18 protein-coding genes are annotated in these 16,542 nt (G+C 69.3%); 8 read left to right on the forward strand and 10 right to left on the reverse strand.

Going from position 1 to position 16,542, the window contains the following annotated elements:
• Nucleotides 1–7: 7 nt before the first annotated feature.
• Nucleotides 8–883: a transglutaminase-like domain-containing protein gene (locus HLB44_RS25045; RefSeq protein WP_173129002.1), complete on the reverse strand. Its 876-nt coding sequence runs from the start codon at nucleotides 881–883 to the stop codon at nucleotides 8–10.
• Between the two features lie 99 nt (nucleotides 884–982).
• On the opposite strand from HLB44_RS25045, the gene HLB44_RS25050 reads away from it, so the two are divergent.
• Nucleotides 983–1,570, forward strand: coding sequence for a molybdopterin-dependent oxidoreductase (locus HLB44_RS25050; protein WP_173129005.1), 588 nt, complete (start codon nucleotides 983–985; stop codon nucleotides 1,568–1,570).
• Here the strand turns inward: HLB44_RS25050 and HLB44_RS25055 are convergent.
• Complete coding sequence (locus HLB44_RS25055; RefSeq protein ID WP_173129008.1) at nucleotides 1,557–2,549, reverse strand: alpha/beta fold hydrolase; 993 nt, start codon at nucleotides 2,547–2,549, stop codon at nucleotides 1,557–1,559. The genes HLB44_RS25050 and HLB44_RS25055 overlap by 14 nt on opposite strands.
• A 95-nt stretch (nucleotides 2,550–2,644) precedes the next feature.
• On the opposite strand from HLB44_RS25055, the gene HLB44_RS25060 reads away from it, so the two are divergent.
• Nucleotides 2,645–3,322 carry a Crp/Fnr family transcriptional regulator gene (locus HLB44_RS25060; RefSeq protein WP_173129011.1) on the forward strand — a complete coding sequence of 226 codons (678 nt, stop codon included), beginning with the start codon at nucleotides 2,645–2,647 and terminating at the stop codon, nucleotides 3,320–3,322.
• Between the two features lie 33 nt (nucleotides 3,323–3,355).
• On the opposite strand, the gene HLB44_RS25065 is transcribed toward HLB44_RS25060, so the two are convergent.
• The 4 genes from HLB44_RS25065 to HLB44_RS25080 form a co-directional block, all read right to left on the reverse strand.
• On the reverse strand, nucleotides 3,356–3,970 hold the full coding sequence (locus tag HLB44_RS25065) for a lysozyme inhibitor LprI family protein (protein WP_173129014.1): 615 nt from the start codon (nucleotides 3,968–3,970) through the stop codon (nucleotides 3,356–3,358).
• Nucleotides 3,971–4,022: 52 nt separating this feature from the next.
• Nucleotides 4,023–5,555, reverse strand: coding sequence for an ankyrin repeat domain-containing protein (locus HLB44_RS25070; RefSeq protein WP_173129017.1), 1,533 nt, complete (start codon nucleotides 5,553–5,555; stop codon nucleotides 4,023–4,025).
• A 329-nt stretch (nucleotides 5,556–5,884) separates the two neighbouring features.
• Nucleotides 5,885–6,592, reverse strand: a complete 708-nt coding sequence (locus tag HLB44_RS25075) for an exonuclease/endonuclease/phosphatase family protein (RefSeq protein WP_173129020.1) — start codon at nucleotides 6,590–6,592, stop codon at nucleotides 5,885–5,887.
• Between the two features lie 21 nt (nucleotides 6,593–6,613).
• A complete protein-coding gene (locus tag HLB44_RS25080) occupies nucleotides 6,614–7,081 on the reverse strand; it encodes an Lrp/AsnC family transcriptional regulator (protein ID WP_173129023.1) in 468 nt (155 codons plus the stop codon).
• 114 nt (nucleotides 7,082–7,195) lie between these two features.
• Between HLB44_RS25080 and HLB44_RS25085 the strand changes: the two genes are divergently transcribed.
• A complete protein-coding gene (locus HLB44_RS25085; RefSeq protein WP_173129027.1) occupies nucleotides 7,196–8,194 on the forward strand; it encodes a threonine ammonia-lyase in 999 nt (332 codons plus the stop codon).
• Complete coding sequence (locus HLB44_RS25090) at nucleotides 8,191–8,565, forward strand: VOC family protein (RefSeq protein WP_173129030.1); 375 nt, start codon at nucleotides 8,191–8,193, stop codon at nucleotides 8,563–8,565. The genes HLB44_RS25085 and HLB44_RS25090 overlap by 4 nt, the downstream gene beginning before the upstream one ends.
• Nucleotides 8,566–8,596: 31 nt before the next feature.
• Here HLB44_RS25090 and HLB44_RS25095 read toward each other — a convergent pair whose 3' ends face one another.
• From HLB44_RS25095 to HLB44_RS25110, 4 genes are all read right to left on the reverse strand, one after another.
• On the reverse strand, nucleotides 8,597–8,944 hold the full coding sequence (locus HLB44_RS25095; RefSeq protein WP_173129033.1) for a hypothetical protein: 348 nt from the start codon (nucleotides 8,942–8,944) through the stop codon (nucleotides 8,597–8,599).
• 92 nt (nucleotides 8,945–9,036) lie between these two features.
• On the reverse strand, nucleotides 9,037–9,447 hold the full coding sequence (locus HLB44_RS25100; RefSeq protein WP_173129036.1) for a PaaI family thioesterase: 411 nt from the start codon (nucleotides 9,445–9,447) through the stop codon (nucleotides 9,037–9,039).
• A gap of 13 nt (nucleotides 9,448–9,460) precedes the next feature.
• Nucleotides 9,461–9,832 carry a hypothetical protein gene (locus HLB44_RS25105; protein ID WP_173129962.1) on the reverse strand — a complete coding sequence of 124 codons (372 nt, stop codon included), beginning with the start codon at nucleotides 9,830–9,832 and terminating at the stop codon, nucleotides 9,461–9,463.
• A gap of 74 nt (nucleotides 9,833–9,906) precedes the next feature.
• Nucleotides 9,907–10,479, reverse strand: a complete 573-nt coding sequence (locus HLB44_RS25110; RefSeq protein WP_173129039.1) for a hypothetical protein — start codon at nucleotides 10,477–10,479, stop codon at nucleotides 9,907–9,909.
• A gap of 186 nt (nucleotides 10,480–10,665) precedes the next feature.
• On the opposite strand from HLB44_RS25110, the gene HLB44_RS25115 reads away from it, so the two are divergent.
• The 4 genes from HLB44_RS25115 (at nucleotide 10,666) to HLB44_RS25130 (ending at nucleotide 16,499) form a co-directional block, all read left to right on the forward strand.
• Nucleotides 10,666–11,313, forward strand: coding sequence for a DsbA family oxidoreductase (locus HLB44_RS25115; RefSeq protein ID WP_173129042.1), 648 nt, complete (start codon nucleotides 10,666–10,668; stop codon nucleotides 11,311–11,313).
• A 7-nt stretch (nucleotides 11,314–11,320) separates the two neighbouring features.
• Nucleotides 11,321–11,833, forward strand: coding sequence for a TlpA family protein disulfide reductase (locus tag HLB44_RS25120; RefSeq protein ID WP_173129045.1), 513 nt, complete (start codon nucleotides 11,321–11,323; stop codon nucleotides 11,831–11,833).
• A 35-nt stretch (nucleotides 11,834–11,868) separates the two neighbouring features.
• Nucleotides 11,869–12,987, forward strand: a complete 1,119-nt coding sequence (locus tag HLB44_RS25125) for a transglutaminase-like domain-containing protein (protein WP_173129048.1) — start codon at nucleotides 11,869–11,871, stop codon at nucleotides 12,985–12,987.
• Nucleotides 12,988–13,106: 119 nt separating this feature from the next.
• Nucleotides 13,107–16,499 carry a bifunctional diguanylate cyclase/phosphodiesterase gene (locus HLB44_RS25130; RefSeq protein ID WP_173129051.1) on the forward strand — a complete coding sequence of 1,131 codons (3,393 nt, stop codon included), beginning with the start codon at nucleotides 13,107–13,109 and terminating at the stop codon, nucleotides 16,497–16,499.
• Nucleotides 16,500–16,542 lie beyond the last annotated feature (43 nt).

Below are 16,542 nucleotides of genomic sequence, written 5' to 3' on the forward strand. Positions count from 1 at the left end.
GCTGCGGTCAGGCGAGGGGACCCGAATCGGTCGACAGCGCTTCGCGGCAGTGGTGCGGCAACTCCATGCCGCGTGACGGGTCGTCGACGGCTCGCGCGTTGATCACCGGCGGCTGCGCCTTGACGCCGCCGAAGATCGTCGCCACCGCCACGTCGGCCGCGTCGCGCCCGGTGCCCAGCCGCACGAAGGCCATCGGAATCGCCGTGCCCGACGGATCGAAGATGTACCAGCGGCCGCCGACGTAGACCTCGACGTAGGCGTGGAAATCCGGCGGGCCGAGGGCCACGTCGGCGCCGTAGTCGGTGCCGGTCGCGAAGCGCGCCGGAATGCTGAGCGCGCGGCACAGCGCGATCATCAGGTGCGCAAAGTCGCGGCACACGCCGGCCTGCTCGATCAGCGTATCCACCGCCGAGGTGTTCGAGTTCGACGCGCCCGGCCTGAACGTCACGCGCTGCTGCACCCAGTCGCGGATCGCCATCACGCGTTGGTAGCCCTGCGGCAGGCCGCCGAACTCGCGGATCGCCAGGTTGATCAGCCGATCGGATTCGCAGTAGCGGCTCGGGTAGACATAACCGATCACCTCGGGCGGCAGGTCGCGCACCGGCACCTCGGCCAGCTGCGCCGGCTCGGCGCGGTGGTGCAGCAGGTCGGCGGTGGCCGAGTAAGTCAGCGCCAGGTGCCCGGGCAGCCCGCTGGCGCGCAGGTAGCGGCTGCCGCTGACCGGATCGGTGTGCAGCCGCGTGCTCACCGGCTGGCTGAGCAGCAGCTTTTCGGCCGAGATCGTCTGGCTCAGCGTGTGGGCCGCGTGGATGTTGAACACGAAGTCGGCGCCGTGCTCGTCGATCTCGTAGTTCAGGTCGATCTGCAGTTCGATTCGGACCATGGCCGAGTATGCGCCTTTGCTGCCGCCCGCCGCGCGGCGGGTGGGACGCTCCGGTGACGCTATAGGATCAGCGTTTTCCGTCTTCTTCTGGAGTCACCGATGAACAAGCGCCATTTCCTCGCCGCTTCCGGCCTCGCCGGGCTGCTGCCGGCGGCCGAGAGCCTCGCCGCCGCACCGGCCGGCGGCGGCCAGCCGACGCTGCTGACCGTCAGCGGCGCGATCGGCCAGGGCAACCGCGGCCCCTTCGACCCGGCGCTCGACCAGATGATGGGCAAGCACGGCATCAAGTTCGACAAGGCCTTCGCCTTCGACGCGCCGGCGCTCGCGAAGCTGGCGGCGGTGACGATCAAGCCGACGCTCGAGTACGACGCGAAGCCGCACACGCTGCGCGGGCCGCTGCTCGGCACGGTGCTGGCGGCCGCCGGCGTGAAGCCGGGCAGCGCCGTGCAACTGGGCTTGCGCGCGGTCGATGGCTACAACGTCGGCATCAGCCTGTCCGACGTGAACACCTACCGCATGATCGTCGCCACCCACATCGACGGCCAGCCGCTGGGGCTGGGCGGGCTGGGGCCGCAGTGGGCGGTGTATGAAGCCGACACGGTGGCGCCGTTCAAGGACAAGCCGCTGAAGGAACGCTTCGGGTTGTGTCCGTGGGGGCTGTACCACATCGACGTCAAGGCTGCTTGAGGAAGGCGCGCACCGCCGCCAGGCAACGCTCGGGCTGGTCGTTGAACATGAAGTGACCGGCCTGCGGGATCACTTCCAGTCGGGCTTGCGCGAAGTGGCCTATCAGCTTGCGCTGATGCGCTTCGCCGACCACCCGGTTGCAGCCGCCGGCGAGGAACAGCGTCGGCCCCTGGAACGCGTCGACGCCCTTGCGGAAGTCGAGCTGGCGGGCGAAGGCCGGGTCGTCCATCATGCGGCCCACGGTGGCCTGGAAATTCGAGCTGCCGAAGCGCCAGGCCTGCATCGCGGGCAAGCCGCCATCGCACATCTCGTCGGCGCCCTGGGTCAGCGGCAGCACCTGCAGCAGGAACCAATCGTCGCGGGCATAGGCGTCGCCCTCGGTGCGCACGAACCACTTGCCGATCCAGGCCGCGGCAAAGCCCCACATCACCCGCAGCGGCGGCATGCCGCCCGCGCTGAACACGCCGGCGGTGGACGTATCGAGGAACGCCGGCTCGGCCAGGATCAGCCGGCTGACCTTGGCAGGGTGTGAGCCGGTGTAGGCCGAGGCCAGCATCGCGCCCCACGAATGGCCCAGCAGATGCACCGGCCGGCCGCGGCCGAAGGTCTCGACGAAGGCGTCCAGATCGTCGATGAAGCGCTGCACGGTGATCGAGCCGGCCGGCACACGCGGCGACAGGCCCGTGCCACGCTGGTCGTAGAACACCACCTGGTAATCGTCGGCCAGCGCCTTCAGGCCCAGCAGGTAGCGGTAGTCGGCACCCGGCCCACCGTGCAGCACGATCAGCACCGGCTTGTCGGGTTGGCCAAAATGTTCGGCGTGGAAGGCATAACCCCCGAGCTCCACGCGCGGCAGCGTGGCATCGTGCTCGACCGTCGGCGGCACGCTGGGGCGCGCCTGAGCCGGCAACAGCGCGGCCGCGAGCAGCGGGCCGATCAGCAGCCCGGCGAAGGCCAGGGAACGAAGATGCGACGACATGGTGACGAGAGCCGCAGCGCGGCCGTGGTGAACGAGGCCGCATCGTCGGCGGGCCGGACGCGGCGCGCCACAACATTGGATAAGTGGCCGCATCGATGAGCCGATCGACGACACGCCCGCCGCTGGCGCACGCGGGTGCAGCGACGCCGCTGTCAGCGCCGGACCGTCAGGCCGTGCTGGCGATTGCCAGCGCGCTGGCGCCGCTCGAGGCCGGCGCCTTCGATCCGCTGCTGCAAGCCATCACCGTGCAGCAGCTGCCGGCGGGCGACACGCTGTTGCGCGCGGGCGAACCGGGAGCGCGCGAGTTCTTCGTGCTGGACGGCGTGCTGAGGTCCTGGGTCGGCGACGCCGCGGGACGCGAGGTGACGCTGGCCTTCCACGTCGGCCCCGGGGTCCTGACACCGGCCATCGGCCGCGTGGTCGACGGCTGCTCCCGCGTGCACTGCCAGGCGCTGACGGCAGTGCGTGTGGCCGGGTTCGAGGCCAGCGCGCTGGTGGCCTGCATGCTGCGCGATCCGACCGTGCAGCGCTGGGGGGATGCGGTGCTGCGGGCCGAGCTGATGCGCCGCGCCGACCGGGAATGGGCACTGGCCGCGCTGCCCGCCGCGCAGCGGCTGCAACAGTTCCGCCAGCAGTTTCCGGGGCTGGAGGCGCGCATCGCGCAGCACCACATTGCGAGTTATCTGGGGATCACGCCGGTGAGCCTGAGCCGGCTGCGGGCGCAGGAGCGGGCGGCGAGCGGCAGGCCGGGTCGCAGCGCAGGACGGGCGTGACGGCCGGACGCGCCCAGGCATCTGCGGGCGCATCTACTTCTTGCCTACCTCGCTCCTCAGGTTGGCGATTCGCTTCTTGGTCTCCTCGAGCAGGCAGGCGCCGGCAAACGCATTCTTCCAGCCATCCGATCCGCCTTCGGTTTCGCCGTACAGGGCGCAGGTTGCGTCGCGATAGGTCCGCCACGCCGTCACCTCCTGTGCCAAGACACGCTGTGCGTGCTCGCGATTGTTCGAGGAATCGACTACGAGCGTTCGGCGGCGTTCCTCGAGCGGCGGGAGCTGTCGTTCGAGCAGACGCAGCTGGAACGACGTGCATCGATTGCTGCCGAGCGCCGAGCCCGCCATCCGACCGTCCCTGTCGCACGCCAGCTCCGCGATGCGTTCGTCATGGCGTTGCTTGATGCAGGGCATGTCGGTGCATTGATTCCGGGTAACCAGCCAGGCCCTCTGCGCCGACTTGAGCCGCTGTGCGGCGTGCTCGCGCTCGAGTTCGAGCTGGAACATCTCGGCCAGCAGTTCGTCGAGATCCGAGAGCTCGGCATTCGTGCAGATGAGGCGTTCGACCTGGGTGCCGGCCTTGGCGCAGTCGAAGCTTGCGGCTTGGGCGGATCCGAGGAAGAGCAGGAGCAGGAGGCTGCGAGCGAGCATGCGGGACGGACGGATGGAGGCCGGCCGTGGCACGAGCCGGCATGGTGCAACTTTACGACTCACGCCAACGCCTGCCTTCCAGGTCCAGCACGACCCGCCGATCACTTGCCACGTGGCTCTCCGAGCCTTCCGTAAGCGTTGCCACGATCCCGCCGGATACCTCGATCTTCTGCGCCGGTCGAAGTTGCGCCCTGTGCTTGTAGATCCATCCCGGCCCGGGCCCGTCGATGGGCAGCCGCTCGATCCGGAAGTCATGCAGGTCGAGTCGGTACACCGGCGTCGAGCCGAACTCGCGCCGGCCCTGATATCCCAGCGCCCCGATCAGGATGATCGTGTCGCCGACCAGCGTCGCCGTGTGGAAGTCGGTCGGTGCGAAGACGTCTTCGGGATAACCGTAGATGTCGACGTGGCCGTCCGGGTGGTGCACGAACACGTCGTTGTAGATGCAGAAGTCGGGATCGTAGGAGTCTTCGTGCTCGCCGGCGATCTGCACGATGCGGCCATCGGGCAGCCAGGTGATCGACTGGCCGAAGCGCCTGGCGCACCACACCGGCGGCCGGCTGAGGTCTCGTCCCGGCTCGAAGCGCTGGCTGGCCTCGTAGCCGCTGACGCCAGCGCGAATCATCGCCAGCCAGAACGGTTCGTCGATCTGCTCCGGATTGCGTTTGCCCCGGCGCGGCAGGCGGGCGCGCTCGAAGTGCGTCTGCGTGACGCCATCCAGGGCGTCGGGATCGGGCTCGCGCGGGAGGCCGAGCAGTTCGCGCCGCGACTCGTCCGACAGGTGGGCCGGATCGGCGCCGGCTTTCAGCAGGCGCAGCGTGTCCACGGCATGGAGGGTAGCGCTCAGCGCCGTGCCGCCGCCGTTGCGCGCGCGGTCGACTTCGGCGCCGACGTCGAGCAGCAGCGCCAGGCCTTCGCTGTGGCCATGTTCTGCCGCCTCGATCAAGGCGGTGGCGCCGAACTCGTCCGTCTGCTCGGCGTCCTGGCCGCCTTGCAGCAGCCAGTGCAGCATCATCGTCCGGTGGCATTGCACGGCGTAGAAAAGCGGCGGCTGGCCGCAGCGGCCGCGGGCATTCATGTCGGCGCCTTGCTCGCCCAGCCAACGCGCCTTGTCAACATCCCCGGTCTGAATCGCCACCAGCCACGCGGTGCGTGACCACCGGTCGCGGTCCTCCAGAGCGGCACCGTCACGCACCAGCGCCTGCACATCGGCCAGGGTACCGAGCGCCGCGGCCTTGATCAGCGGCGTCCAGCCGAGCTGCGATTCGTCCGCGCCCGCTTCCAGCAGCAGGCGCACGGCGTCGAAGCGGCCGATGCGCGACAACACGCGCAGCGCGCTCTCCTGGTAGCTGCTGATGTCGTTCAAGGCGGCGCCGCGTTCGACCAGCAGGCGCAGCAGGGACTGCAGCCGCTCGTCGCGCATGACATCGCGGCCGTGCACTGCATGGAGCAGGGCGCTGTAGCCGTGCTCGTCGTTGTCGGGCAGGGCCTGGCCTGCATCGAGCAGCGCTTGCACCTCGGCGGGGTCGCCGCGCCGCAGCGCGTCGATCAGGCGGCGCTTCGTGTGCTTGGGTTTGCGGGCCATGGGCGCAATCCTCGACAGGGCAGGTCCTCGTCCGTGGCACGGACGCCCCCTGAGAGACGCCCCCTTAGAATTGCGCCCCTTCCCAAGACAAGCTGAACCGTGACATTGGACAAGAGAACCGCGGAGGGGGCGAGCCCCGACCCGACGACAAGGCAAGCACCGAGACGCAACAGGGCACGACGTGGCGCCACGGCACCGGAGCCCGCAACGTTCAGGACGGTGTTGATCCCGTCGGTTGGCTGGCCCACGGAAGGAGCGGCCGTCGCGCCCTCCAAGCGGTCGACCAGGCGCTGAGCGCGCGGCGGACGCCGCGCAGGGCGGAACGAGGCTCACCGGCGGGATGGGCGGGCCGACGTTACCGCCTCGGTGTCGACGACCAGTGGAAAGTGATCGCTCAGCGCACACCACTGCGGCTCGGCAGCAATGCGGACCTCCAGTCGATGCTGCGCCCAGGCGCGCGGAACGAAGCAGAAGTCGATGTGAAACGGACGCTCGGCCTTGCGCAGGAAATGATGCGTCGCATGCGGCTCGTCGCCGAACGCCACGGCATTGAACGCGTGGTAAGCGCTGACGAGACCGGCGTCCTGCAGCAACGAGAAGCCATTCGTCCACCACTTGATGCGCTGCGTCGGCTTGTCGAACGCGGGACTGCCGTTGAAGTCTCCGGCGACCACGGCCGGACCCCGGCGCAGCAGGCCGGCATACGCTGACAAGCCGTTCATGAAGGCCCGGGTGTAGCTCGGCGCAGGCCAGGTCCAGACGGCGAGCAGATTGAAGCTGACGGGACCGCTGACGCGCACCGGCACGACGCAGTTCGGCAGATCGGCGACCTTCAACCGCTTCAACCGGTGCGGGCCGAAGGACCTGACCTGAATGCCCAGACGCGAGGCATTGGACGGGAACCAGAGCAACTGGTCTGACTCCGCACTCGGCGCGAGCGCTTCGGCAATCACCGCGATGTCCGGCTGAAGCGCTTCGAGCGCCGACATCTTGCGCGGGATCGGACCCCTGCAGCAGTTCCAGGCGACGATGCGCATCGCGTTGTCACTCTCCCTTGCCTAGGCCTGCGGAACGGCCAGGCCACCGCCGCGCTTGGCTGCATCCAGCACCACGTGCGTCGTGAAGCTGCGCACGTTCGCGTCGTGCAGCAGGCAGTCGGCGCAGAAGGCATCGTACGCCGCCAGGTCCGGCACGATCACGACCAGCACGTAGTCGATGCTGCCGGCAACGCCATAACACTGCTGCACTTCGCTGCGGGCGACCAGCCTGTCGCGGAACGCGTGCGCCGCGCGCGCTGATTCGTCGATCAGGTCGACGTGCACGATCGCGGTGACGCCGAGGCCGAGCGCGCGGCAGTCGAGCTGCGCCGTTTCGGCGACGATCACACCGGCCTCGCGCAGGCGCTTCAGCCGCCGCTGCACCGCCGCGGCCGACAGGCCCACCGCCGCGCCGATCCGTTCGCTCGGCACGCGCGTGTCGCGCTGGTAGAGATCGAGGATGCGGCGGTCGAGCGTGTCGAGGGTCATGGATGGGTCTTCAGGCGTTTCGCCGCTGCACGGCGGCCGTCGATGCGGTTTTGCCGCGTGCGGCGGGCTTCGATCGCGGCCGGACGCCGCGCCTTCGCACGCACACTGCGTCGCATGCCGATTATCGAGACCCCGCCCCACCGCCTGTCGCTCGCGAACATCGAATCCGCCGCGACATCGATCCACCCGCTGTTCCGCAACAGCCCGCAGTTCGAGTGCGAGCCGCTGACGCAAGCGCTCGGTGCCGGATCACTGCTGCTGAAGCTGGAGACCGCCAATCCGCTGCGCTCGTTCAAGGGCCGCGGTGCCGACTTCTTCATGCAGCGCAACGCCGCGGCGCTGGCCGGCCGCACGCTGGTCTGCGCCACCGCGGGCAACTGGGGCCAGGCGATGGCCTGGGTCTGCCGTGCGCGCGGCTGGCCGCTGGTGGTCTACAGCGCGCTCAATGCCAATCCGCTGAAGGTCGAGCGCATGCGCGCGATGGGCGCCGAAGTGCGCCAGGTCGGCGACGACTTCGACGCGGCGAAGGATGCGGCGCGCCGCTTCTGCGCCGAGTCGGGCGCGGTCTTCGTCGAGGACGGCTGCGATGCCGCGATCGCCGAGGGCGCCGGCTCGATCGGCGTCGAGCTGCTGGCCGGCGGCGATTCCTTCGACAGCGTGCTGCTGCCGCTGGGCAATGGCGCGCTGCTGACCGGCGTCGGCCGCTGGATCAAGGCGCATGCGCCGGCGGTGCAGGTGATCGGCGTTGCCGCCGCCGGAGCGGATGCGATGGCCGCGTCGTGGCGGGCCGGCCGGGTGGTCGACCGCGATGCGGTGCAGACGATCGCCGATGGCATCGCCGTGCGGCGGCCGGTGCCCGAAGCCGTGGCCGACATGGCCGGCACCGTCGACGACGTGCTGCTGGTCGACGAGCCGGCGATCGAGCGCGCGATGCGGCTCGTCTACACGTGCGCCGGGCTGGTGGTCGAGCCGGCCGGTGTCGTCGGCATCGCGGCGCTGCTGGCCCATGCATCGGCGCTGCGCGGCCGGCGGCTGGCGACGGTGCTGTGCGGCAGCAACCTGACCGACGCGCAGATGGCGCGCTGGCTGAACCTGCGAGGAGACAACCCATGATCGATCACTTGTCCATCGGCACGCATCGTTATGCCGAAGCCGTCGCCTTCTACCAGCGCGTGCTGGCGCCGCTGGGCCGGGAACTGCTGCGCGACACCGGCGCCGAGGCCGCCTTCGGCACCGCGGCGCAATGGTCCTTCTTCCTGTATCCGGTGCCGGAAGGCGAGCCGGTGACTGCGCGCGGCACCCACATCGCATTCGCGGCGCCATCGCGTGCAGCGGTGCGGGCGGTGCATGCCGCGGCACTCGAGGCGGCCGGGCAGGATCTGTTCACGCCGCGCGAGCGGCCGGACGTCAGCCCGACGTACTACGGGGCGATGTTCAGCGATCCGGACGGGCACCGGATCGAGGTGGTGACGAACGCCGCTTGAGATGCACTTGCTGCGGCGATCGTCGTGCCGTTCACTCGGCGCGCCAGTTGAAGACCTCTGTCGTCGGCGGGCCGAGCGGAGCGACGTTCGGATCCACGCCGGTGAGATGCAGGATCTGCTGCTTGAACCACGCGTGGAATCCTTCGGAGGCCGCCGCGTAACGCGGAGCGGCTTCCTTGGCGTCGGACAGGACGGTGACGACGATCAGGATCTTCTTGCCCGGGCCGAGGTCCTGGAGATAGGCGATCTCCTGGGTCACACCGTACTGGCCATAGAAACGCGCGGCGTCGGCGCTCTTCTCGGCCTTCAGGGCGGCGAGAAACGCCTGCAATTCCTCGACAGGCCGTATCAGCGGGAAGGCCCGCACCAGATAGCCCATGAGCTGTCTCCTTGCTGTTGTTGATCCAGGCGCCTTTGCCCGGGGCGTGGATCGTACTGCGCGGTGAATGCGATCAACAAGACCTTGGCGAGCTACGCCTTGACGCTGACCGTGGCAGTGGCGTGGATGCCGAGCTGACCGTCGGCTCCCCACAGCCTGGCTTCTACAAAGGCCAGGGACTTTCCAGCCTTGATCACTCGGGCTTCGCCTCTGCACTCACCCAACTTTGCCGGCGCAACGAAGCTGCTCTTGATCTCGACGGTCGGGCACCACTGACGCAGCTTGGCGTATGCGGCCACGGAAACGAGGACATCGATCAGCGCGACGCCGAAGCCGCCTTGAATGTTCCCCCAGTGATTCGAGAATGCGGGTTGCTCGGAAAATCGCAGCGCAACGAAGCCCGCATCGAAGTCTGCGTCGACCACCTCGAACGGCGTGAGCTTGGCGCAAACCGGCTTGGGCTGAGAGTCGAGAAGCGCGCTGAGTTCGGACGCGTTGTTCATGGCAGCACCTCATTCAGCGTGGGATCGGGACCGGTGGCCTGCGCATGCGCACGAGATCGGTTCCCTGGTCGATGGCATTCATCAGGTACTTCAGCGTGACTTCGAGTTCGTCCTGATTGCACCAGTAGTCATCGATCGTTCCGTATGCGGTGTAGTTCGATCGATTGAATCCGTCTTCGATGTCGTTGTACCAGATCACGGAACGTCCAATCACCGCAATGACCCAGAATCCGTTTCCGGCCTCGCCGTACGGGCGTTGCGCCCACTTCTCGGGTTCGATCCGAATGGCATCCCACAGTCTGCGTTCCGATGCGGACATGCGAGATGCGCCTTGCGAGACCCGCTTGCGGAGCGCGTCTTCGGCGATGGGTTGCCAGCGGATCATGGTCAAGCCGTGTGCCTTCTGAGTTGGTTGACAGGTGATTGCAATGGCCGCCGGCGCTGCCGCTGCGTCGTGGGCTATTGGAGCGGCAACTGGTGCCAGAACGTACCAAGCGATGTCGTCTCGTTCGCCCCTGCCAGACCAAGAGGGCCGCTGTTGCGGTCGGCAGTGGTGCGGTAGTCGAACAGCAGCTTGTTCAGGCCGCGTCCGCGGATGAAGACCTCTGCATTCGGAAACGTGTCACCCTTCACTTCACCGATGACGGTAATGCCGGCGGGACCGAATTGGATCTCCATCTCCAGGTGAGTGTCGATGTCCGGGGCGAAGGGGACCATTGGGTTCGAACCGGACGTGCTTGCATTGAACCTGACTCGGTTTCCGGCCACCTGAATTGTCTTTGCCGTACAAGTGACGGACGAATACCACCTCCCAAGGAATTCTTCTATGTCTCGGCCAAGGCCGACATGCGAAGTGCCGGAACTGAATGCCACAAGTGCAACGGCCCCTTCCGGGCCGACCTGCACCAGGCCGGATGTCCGAGAGGACGCATTGAGGTTCGTGGAGGGGGCGGTCCGGTGATCTCCTTCGAAGCCCAGCCCGAATGAAGAAAAAGGAGCATATCGACGAACGAAAATCAAGAACTTGCTCACCTTGCCTCCTGATGCTTGCTGACGACGAGTCAAGGCGCAGTGTGAAGCAGTCCAGGAGACTGCTCTTCAGCCGTTTGAAGGATGCCCTGAGCGACCCGGCCGCGCGAAGGCCTACTCCGCCCGCCGCCGGCGACCCGCCGCCCAGCCGTCTAGCATCGCCGCTTTCTGCCCCACCTCGCGCTCCTCATGAAAATCGACTTCGTTTCCGACATTGCCTGCCCCTGGTGCGCCATCGGCCTGAACGCGCTCGAACGCGCCCTCGAGCGCCTCGGCCCCGACTTGCCCGTCGAGCTGCATTTCCAACCCTTCGAGCTGAACCCGCAGATGCCCGCCGAAGGCGAGGACACCGTCGAGCACCTGTCGCGCAAGTACGGCCTGACGCCGGAGCAGCTGGCGAAGAACCGCGAGGCGCTGAACGAGCGCGGCCTGGCGGTCGGTTTTCGCTTCGGCGCCCGCCCGCGCATCTGGAACACCTTCGACGGCCATCGGCTGCTGCATTGGGCCGGCCTGCAGGGTCCGCAGGCGCAGCGCGCGCTGAAGCACGCGCTGCTGCAGGCCTACCACGGCGAGGGCCGCAACCCCGGCGCGCCTGACGTGCTGCTGCAGGCTGCGAGCGCCGCCGGCCTGGACGCCGAACAGGCCCGCGCGGTCATCGAATCGAACGCCTATGCCGACGAGGTGCGCGCCGCCGAGCGCCATTTCCAGCAGCTCGGCATCCAGGCGGTGCCGTCGGTGATCGTCGATGGCCGCCACCTGATCCAGGGCGGCCAGCCGCCGGAGGTTTTCGAGCAGGCGCTGCGCCGCCTGGCCGCGTCGGAGCAGGCTGCGCGATAGTCGCTTCATGATCCTTCGCCGTCGCGATGCCCTGATCACGCTGGCCGCCGGCCTCGTGCCGTTGCCGGCCGTGGCGGTCGAGCCGCAACCGATGCCCTGGCCGAAGGCCCGCGCGCTGCCGCCGCTGGCGCTGCCGGCGCTCGACGGCCCCGCCTGGGACCTCGCCGCGGCGAAGGGCCAGGTCGTCGTGCTGAACTTCTGGGCCAGCTGGTGCGAGCCCTGCCGCAGCGAGATGCCCTCGCTCGAGCTGCTGGCCGAGCGGCACCAGGCGCACAAGCTCGCGGTGATCGCTGTCAACTTCAAGGAGACCGAGGCGACGATCCGGCGCTACGTTGCGCAGTCGGCGTTGACCTTGCCGATCGTGCGTGACGCCGACGGTGCGGCCGCGCGGGCCTTCGGCGTGCGCGTCTTTCCGTCGACGATCGTGGTCGGCCGCGACGGCAGGCCGGTGTTCACCATCACCGGCGAGGTCGACTGGACCGGCGCCGAGGCGCGGCGCTGGATCACGCCGCTGCTGTAGCCTCGCGGCATTCCGATTCCCCAGGAGGACCGCTGATGACCCCCATCCACCACCCGAACCGCCGCACGCTGCTGATGCAAGGCTGCGCCGCCGCGGCGCTGCCGCTCATCGCTGGCCGCGCGGCCGCGCAGCAGCGCACGTTCGAGCCGCGCGTCGAGGCCTGGCGCAGCTTCGAGATCACGACGACGGTGAACATCGCCGAGGCGCAGGGCACCACGCGGATCTGGCTGCCGGTGCCCTCGCTGGAGACCGACTACCAGCGCTCGCTCGACAACGCCTGGAGCGGCAACGCCGCGGTCGCGCAATTGCTGTCGGACCCGGCGCGCGGCGCGCGCGTGCTGTATGCCGAGTTTCCGGCGGCGGTCAAGCAGCCGGCGCTGCAGCTGATCAGCCGCGTGCAGACGCGCAACCGCGCCGTCGACTGGTCGCGCTCGGCCAAGGTCCAGGAAGACCCGGCTGTGCTGCGCGCCGCGTTGCAGCCCGCCGAGCTGATGCCGCTCGACGGCATCGTGCGCAAGACCGCGCTCGACGCCACGCGCGGCGCGGCGACCGATGCCGACAAGGCGCGCGCGCTCTACCGCTGGGTGGTGGCCAACGCGCATCGCGAGCCCAAGGTGCGCGGCTGCGGCACCGGCGACATCAAGACGATGCTCGAGACCGGCAACCTCGGCGGCAAGTGCGCCGACCTGAATGCCGTCTTCGTCGGGCTGTGCCGCTCGGTCGGCGTGCCGGCGCGCGACATCTACGGCCTGCGCTTGGTGCCGTCGGCCTTCGGCTACCGCGAGCTCGGCGGCAACCCGGCCAACCTGAAGGGCGCGCAGCATTGCCGCGCCGAGGTCTTCCTGAAGGCCCACGGCTGGGTGGCGATGGACCCGGCCGACGTGCTGAAGGTGATGCGCCAGGAAACGCCCGAGTGGATCAAGGACCCGGCCCATCCGCTGGTCGCACCGGTGGCCAAGGGCCTGTTCGGCAGCTGGGAAGGCAACTGGCTCGCCTACAACGACGCGCACGACGTGCGGCTGCCGCACGCCGCGGCCAAGGCGACGCTGCCGTTCCTGATGTATCCGCAAGGCGAGAACGCGCAGGGCCGCTTCGACGAGCTGGCGCCGGACAGCTTCAAGTACACGATCAGTGCGCGGGAAGTCACTGCGTGAGAGGCTGCCATCGAGAACCCCCTTCGGGCGATTGAGAAGACCCGTCAGCGCCGCTCGTACACCAAGTAACGCCTCAGGCCGACTACCCGAAAGGGTCTTCGCTCCCTAGAGTGCGGAGCATGGAACTGGAACGCGCACGGCCCAATGGTGGGCCCCTGGTGATGCCGGCGATCGTGCTGACGATCGGCGCGGCCTTGTCGCTGGCACTGGGCCTCGCGGCGCGGCAGGAGATCGTCGGCGGCGCACAGCAGCGCTTCGATGCGCAGGCCCTCGAGCTGACGCTGAAGATCGAGGATCGCTTCGATGCCTATTCCGGCGCATTGACCGGCCTGCGCGCGCTGTTCGCCAGCAGCGAGACGGTCACTCGCCAGCAATTCCGCCAATATGTCGCGGGGCTGGCGCGTTCGGCCGAATACGCCGGCTTCCAGGTCCTGAACTACGCACCGCACGTGCCGGCGGCCGACAAGGCCGGCTTCGAGGCGCGGCTGCGCGCCGAACCCGGCGCCGGCGCGCAATTCGCGCGCGACTTCGCGATCAGCCCGGCCGGTGAACGGGCCGACTACTACCCGCTGACCTTCATCGAGCCGCTGGAGGGCAACGAGCGCGCCCTCGGCCGCGATCTGGGCGCCTTCCCCGAGACGCTGAAGGCGCTGCTCGAATCGCGTGACAGCGGCGCGCTGGCCTCCTCGGGCCGCATCATCGCCGTGCAGGATCGCGCCGGCGATGTCGGGCTGGCGATGCGGCTGCCGGTCTACCGCAGCGGCTGGCCGCTCGACAGCGTGCCAGCGCGGCGCGCGGCCTACCTGGGCTCGGTCGGCGCGGGCTTTCGGGTTTCGGAGCTGATGCGCGACATGGTGTTCGTGCAGGCCGCCAGCGGCTGGAACGTGCGGGTGCTCGACGGCGGCCCGCTCGCCGGCCCGCCGCGCGGCCACGGCGAGATCCAGCGCGTCGAGCACCCGTTGGCGGCCGATGCGCAACTGCTGTTCGACAGCACGCCGGCCGAGGCGCGCACGCTCGGCGCCCTGCCGGCCACGGCGCGCGCCGGCGCCGACGACCGCTTCCAGCGCACGCTGTCGTTCGCCCTCGGTGGCCGCGCCTGGGCGGTGGAGGTCAGTGCGCCGGCCGGCGCATTGATCAGCACGACGGCGCAGGCGCTGCCCTGGCTGCTGGGCATCGGCGGCCTGGCGATCAGCGTGCTGCTGGCCGGCATCGTCTACTCGCTGACCACCTCGCGGCGCCGTGCCGAGACCATCGCCCGCGACATGACGCGCCACCTGCGTGCCAGCGAGCAGCAGCTCGAGGAAGCACAGCACCTGGCCGGCCTCGGCAGCTGGGTGCTCGACACGACCAGCGGCCTGCTGCGCTGCTCCGACGAAGCGCGCCGCATCCTCGGCTTCGGCGACGACCTGTCGTCACCGGGCCTCGCGGCGCTGCTCGCGCGCGTGCCGGCGGAAGAGCGCGGCAGCGTCGACCAGCGCATCGCACACGCGGCGCTGTACGGCGGTCGCGTCGAATTCGAGCATCGCCTGCTGCTGCCCGACGGCAGCGAGCGTTGGGTGCAGTCGATCGTCGAGGCCACCGAGCAGGGCGGTCCCGCGGTACTGCGAGGTACCGTGCGCGACGACACGCAGCGCAGCAAGGCAGCGCTGCGGCTGCGGCTGGAGCACGAGGTCGCGCAGCGGCTGATCGGCGACGAGGAGCCGGTCAAGGTGATCACCGCCGTGCTCGAAGCCGCCTGCCGGCGCCTGGGCTGGGACGGTGGCGCCGCGTGGAGCGCCGGCGAGGACGGCCTGGCACGCTGCGGCGCGAGCTGGCACCTGCGCGGCGACACGACCGTCGAGCGCTTCATCGCGCTCGGCTCGCAGCGCGGCTACACGCGCAGCGAGGGCGTGCTCGGCCGCGCCTGGACCAGCGCCGAGCCGGTGAGCTTCGATCCGCGCGAGGCCGAGGCTGATCTCGGCCAGCTCGCCGACCGCGCCGGCCTGACCGCCGGCCTGATCGTGCCGATGTGCTCGGCCGACAGCCTGACGGCGCTCGAATTCTTCAGCCGCTCGGCGCGGCCGGTCGATGCCGAGACCATCGAGTCGCTGCGTGCGATCGCCGCGCAGGTCGACCAGTATGCGCAGCGCAAGCGCGCCGAATCGCGGCTGCGCTTCGTCGCCGGCCACGATGCGCTGACGGGCCTGGCCAACCGCAGCACGCTGCAGCGCGACCTGGTGCGCGCAATCTTCCGCAGCCAGCGCCATCGCAAGTCGTTCGCGGTGATGTTCATCGACCTGGACTGCTTCAAGCGCATCAACGACACGCTCGGCCATGGCGTCGGCGACGCGCTGATCAAGGCCTGCGGCGAGCGCCTGTCGCGCGTGTTGCGCGGCGAGGACTCGGCGGCCCGCTTCGGTGGCGACGAATTCGTGCTGATCATCGAGGACCTGGCGCTGCCGGGTGATGCGGCGATCGTCGCCGAGAAGGTGCTGGCCTGCTGCGCCGAGCCCTTCGTCATCGACGGCGCCGAGCTCCACGTCACCGGCAGCATCGGCGTCAGCGTGTATCCGGAGGACGGCATCGACGGCGAGGCGCTGCTGAAGAACGCCGACACCGCGATGTACCGCGCGAAGGACAAGGGCGGCGCCTGCTACCAGTTCTACACCGCGGCGATGAATGCGCATGGCAACGAGCGGCTGCGGCTCGAGGCGGACCTGCGCCGCGCGCTCGAACGCGGCGAACTGCAGATGCACTACCAGCCGAAGATGAATCTGCGCACGCAGGCCATCGTCGGCGTTGAGGCGCTGATGCGCTGGCGCCACCCGGTGCTGGGGCAGGTGTCGCCGGCGCAGTTCATTCCGATCGCCGAGGACACCGGGCTGATCGTCGCAATGGGCCGCTTCGCGCTGGAGGCCGCCTGCGCGGACGCCCAGGAATGGCGCCGCCGCGGGCTGCCGCCGGTGCAGATGAGCGTCAACCTGTCGCCGCGCCAGCTCACCGGTGCGACGCTGGTCAGCGACATCGCCGGCGTGCTGCAGCGCAGCGGGCTCGACCCGACGCTGCTCGAGCTCGAGATCACCGAGGGCGCGATGATGAAGAGCCCGGAGACCGCCGCGGCGCTGCTGCACGAGCTGCGTGCGCTCGGCGTCGGCCTGGCGATCGACGACTTCGGCACCGGCTACTCGTCGCTGTCGTACCTGAAGCGCTTCCCGCTGTCGACGGTGAAGATCGACCGCAGCTTCGTGCGCGACCTCTCGACCGACCCCGACGCGCGCGCGCTGGCCAACGGCATCATCACGCTCGCCCACGGGCTGCGGATGAAGGTGGTGGCCGAAGGTGTCGAGACCGCCGAGCAGCTCGAGCACCTGCGCAGCCAGGACTGCGACGAGATCCAGGGCTATTGGCTGTGCAAGCCGATGCCGGCCGAGCAGGCGTATGAGTTCATGGCCGAGCGCCGGGTGCCGCTTCCGTGGCAGGCGGAAGTGAATGCCGTTCGGCATCAGACCGCGCGGGGGCTGGTCGTGCACTGAGCCCGCCTCGGGATGTTTGTCGAGAAATTTGACGGTCGTCCGC

It is taken from the genome of Pseudaquabacterium terrae (assembly GCF_013266755.1).
GTDB lineage: Bacteria > Pseudomonadota > Gammaproteobacteria > Burkholderiales > Burkholderiaceae_C > Pseudaquabacterium > Pseudaquabacterium terrae.

Excerpts from the sequence above, each read along its gene's own strand:
- HLB44_RS25045 (WP_173129002.1), bottom strand. The coding sequence starts at position 883 with ATGGTCCGAATCGAACTGCAGATCGACCTGAACTACGAGATCGACGAG.
- HLB44_RS25050 (WP_173129005.1), top strand. The coding sequence starts at position 983 with ATGAACAAGCGCCATTTCCTCGCCGCTTCCGGCCTCGCCGGGCTGCTG.
- HLB44_RS25055 (WP_173129008.1), bottom strand. The coding sequence starts at position 2,549 with ATGTCGTCGCATCTTCGTTCCCTGGCCTTCGCCGGGCTGCTGATCGGC.
- HLB44_RS25060 (WP_173129011.1), top strand. The coding sequence starts at position 2,645 with ATGAGCCGATCGACGACACGCCCGCCGCTGGCGCACGCGGGTGCAGCG.
- HLB44_RS25065 (WP_173129014.1), bottom strand. The coding sequence starts at position 3,970 with ATGCTCGCTCGCAGCCTCCTGCTCCTGCTCTTCCTCGGATCCGCCCAA.
- HLB44_RS25070 (WP_173129017.1), bottom strand. The coding sequence starts at position 5,555 with ATGGCCCGCAAACCCAAGCACACGAAGCGCCGCCTGATCGACGCGCTG.
- HLB44_RS25075 (WP_173129020.1), bottom strand. The coding sequence starts at position 6,592 with ATGCGCATCGTCGCCTGGAACTGCTGCAGGGGTCCGATCCCGCGCAAG.
- HLB44_RS25080 (WP_173129023.1), bottom strand. The coding sequence starts at position 7,081 with ATGACCCTCGACACGCTCGACCGCCGCATCCTCGATCTCTACCAGCGC.
- HLB44_RS25085 (WP_173129027.1), top strand. The coding sequence starts at position 7,196 with ATGCCGATTATCGAGACCCCGCCCCACCGCCTGTCGCTCGCGAACATC.
- HLB44_RS25090 (WP_173129030.1), top strand. The coding sequence starts at position 8,191 with ATGATCGATCACTTGTCCATCGGCACGCATCGTTATGCCGAAGCCGTC.
- HLB44_RS25095 (WP_173129033.1), bottom strand. The coding sequence starts at position 8,944 with ATGGGCTATCTGGTGCGGGCCTTCCCGCTGATACGGCCTGTCGAGGAA.
- HLB44_RS25100 (WP_173129036.1), bottom strand. The coding sequence starts at position 9,447 with ATGAACAACGCGTCCGAACTCAGCGCGCTTCTCGACTCTCAGCCCAAG.
- HLB44_RS25105 (WP_173129962.1), bottom strand. The coding sequence starts at position 9,832 with ATGATCCGCTGGCAACCCATCGCCGAAGACGCGCTCCGCAAGCGGGTC.
- HLB44_RS25115 (WP_173129042.1), top strand. The coding sequence starts at position 10,666 with ATGAAAATCGACTTCGTTTCCGACATTGCCTGCCCCTGGTGCGCCATC.
- HLB44_RS25120 (WP_173129045.1), top strand. The coding sequence starts at position 11,321 with ATGATCCTTCGCCGTCGCGATGCCCTGATCACGCTGGCCGCCGGCCTC.
- HLB44_RS25125 (WP_173129048.1), top strand. The coding sequence starts at position 11,869 with ATGACCCCCATCCACCACCCGAACCGCCGCACGCTGCTGATGCAAGGC.
- HLB44_RS25130 (WP_173129051.1), top strand. The coding sequence starts at position 13,107 with ATGGAACTGGAACGCGCACGGCCCAATGGTGGGCCCCTGGTGATGCCG.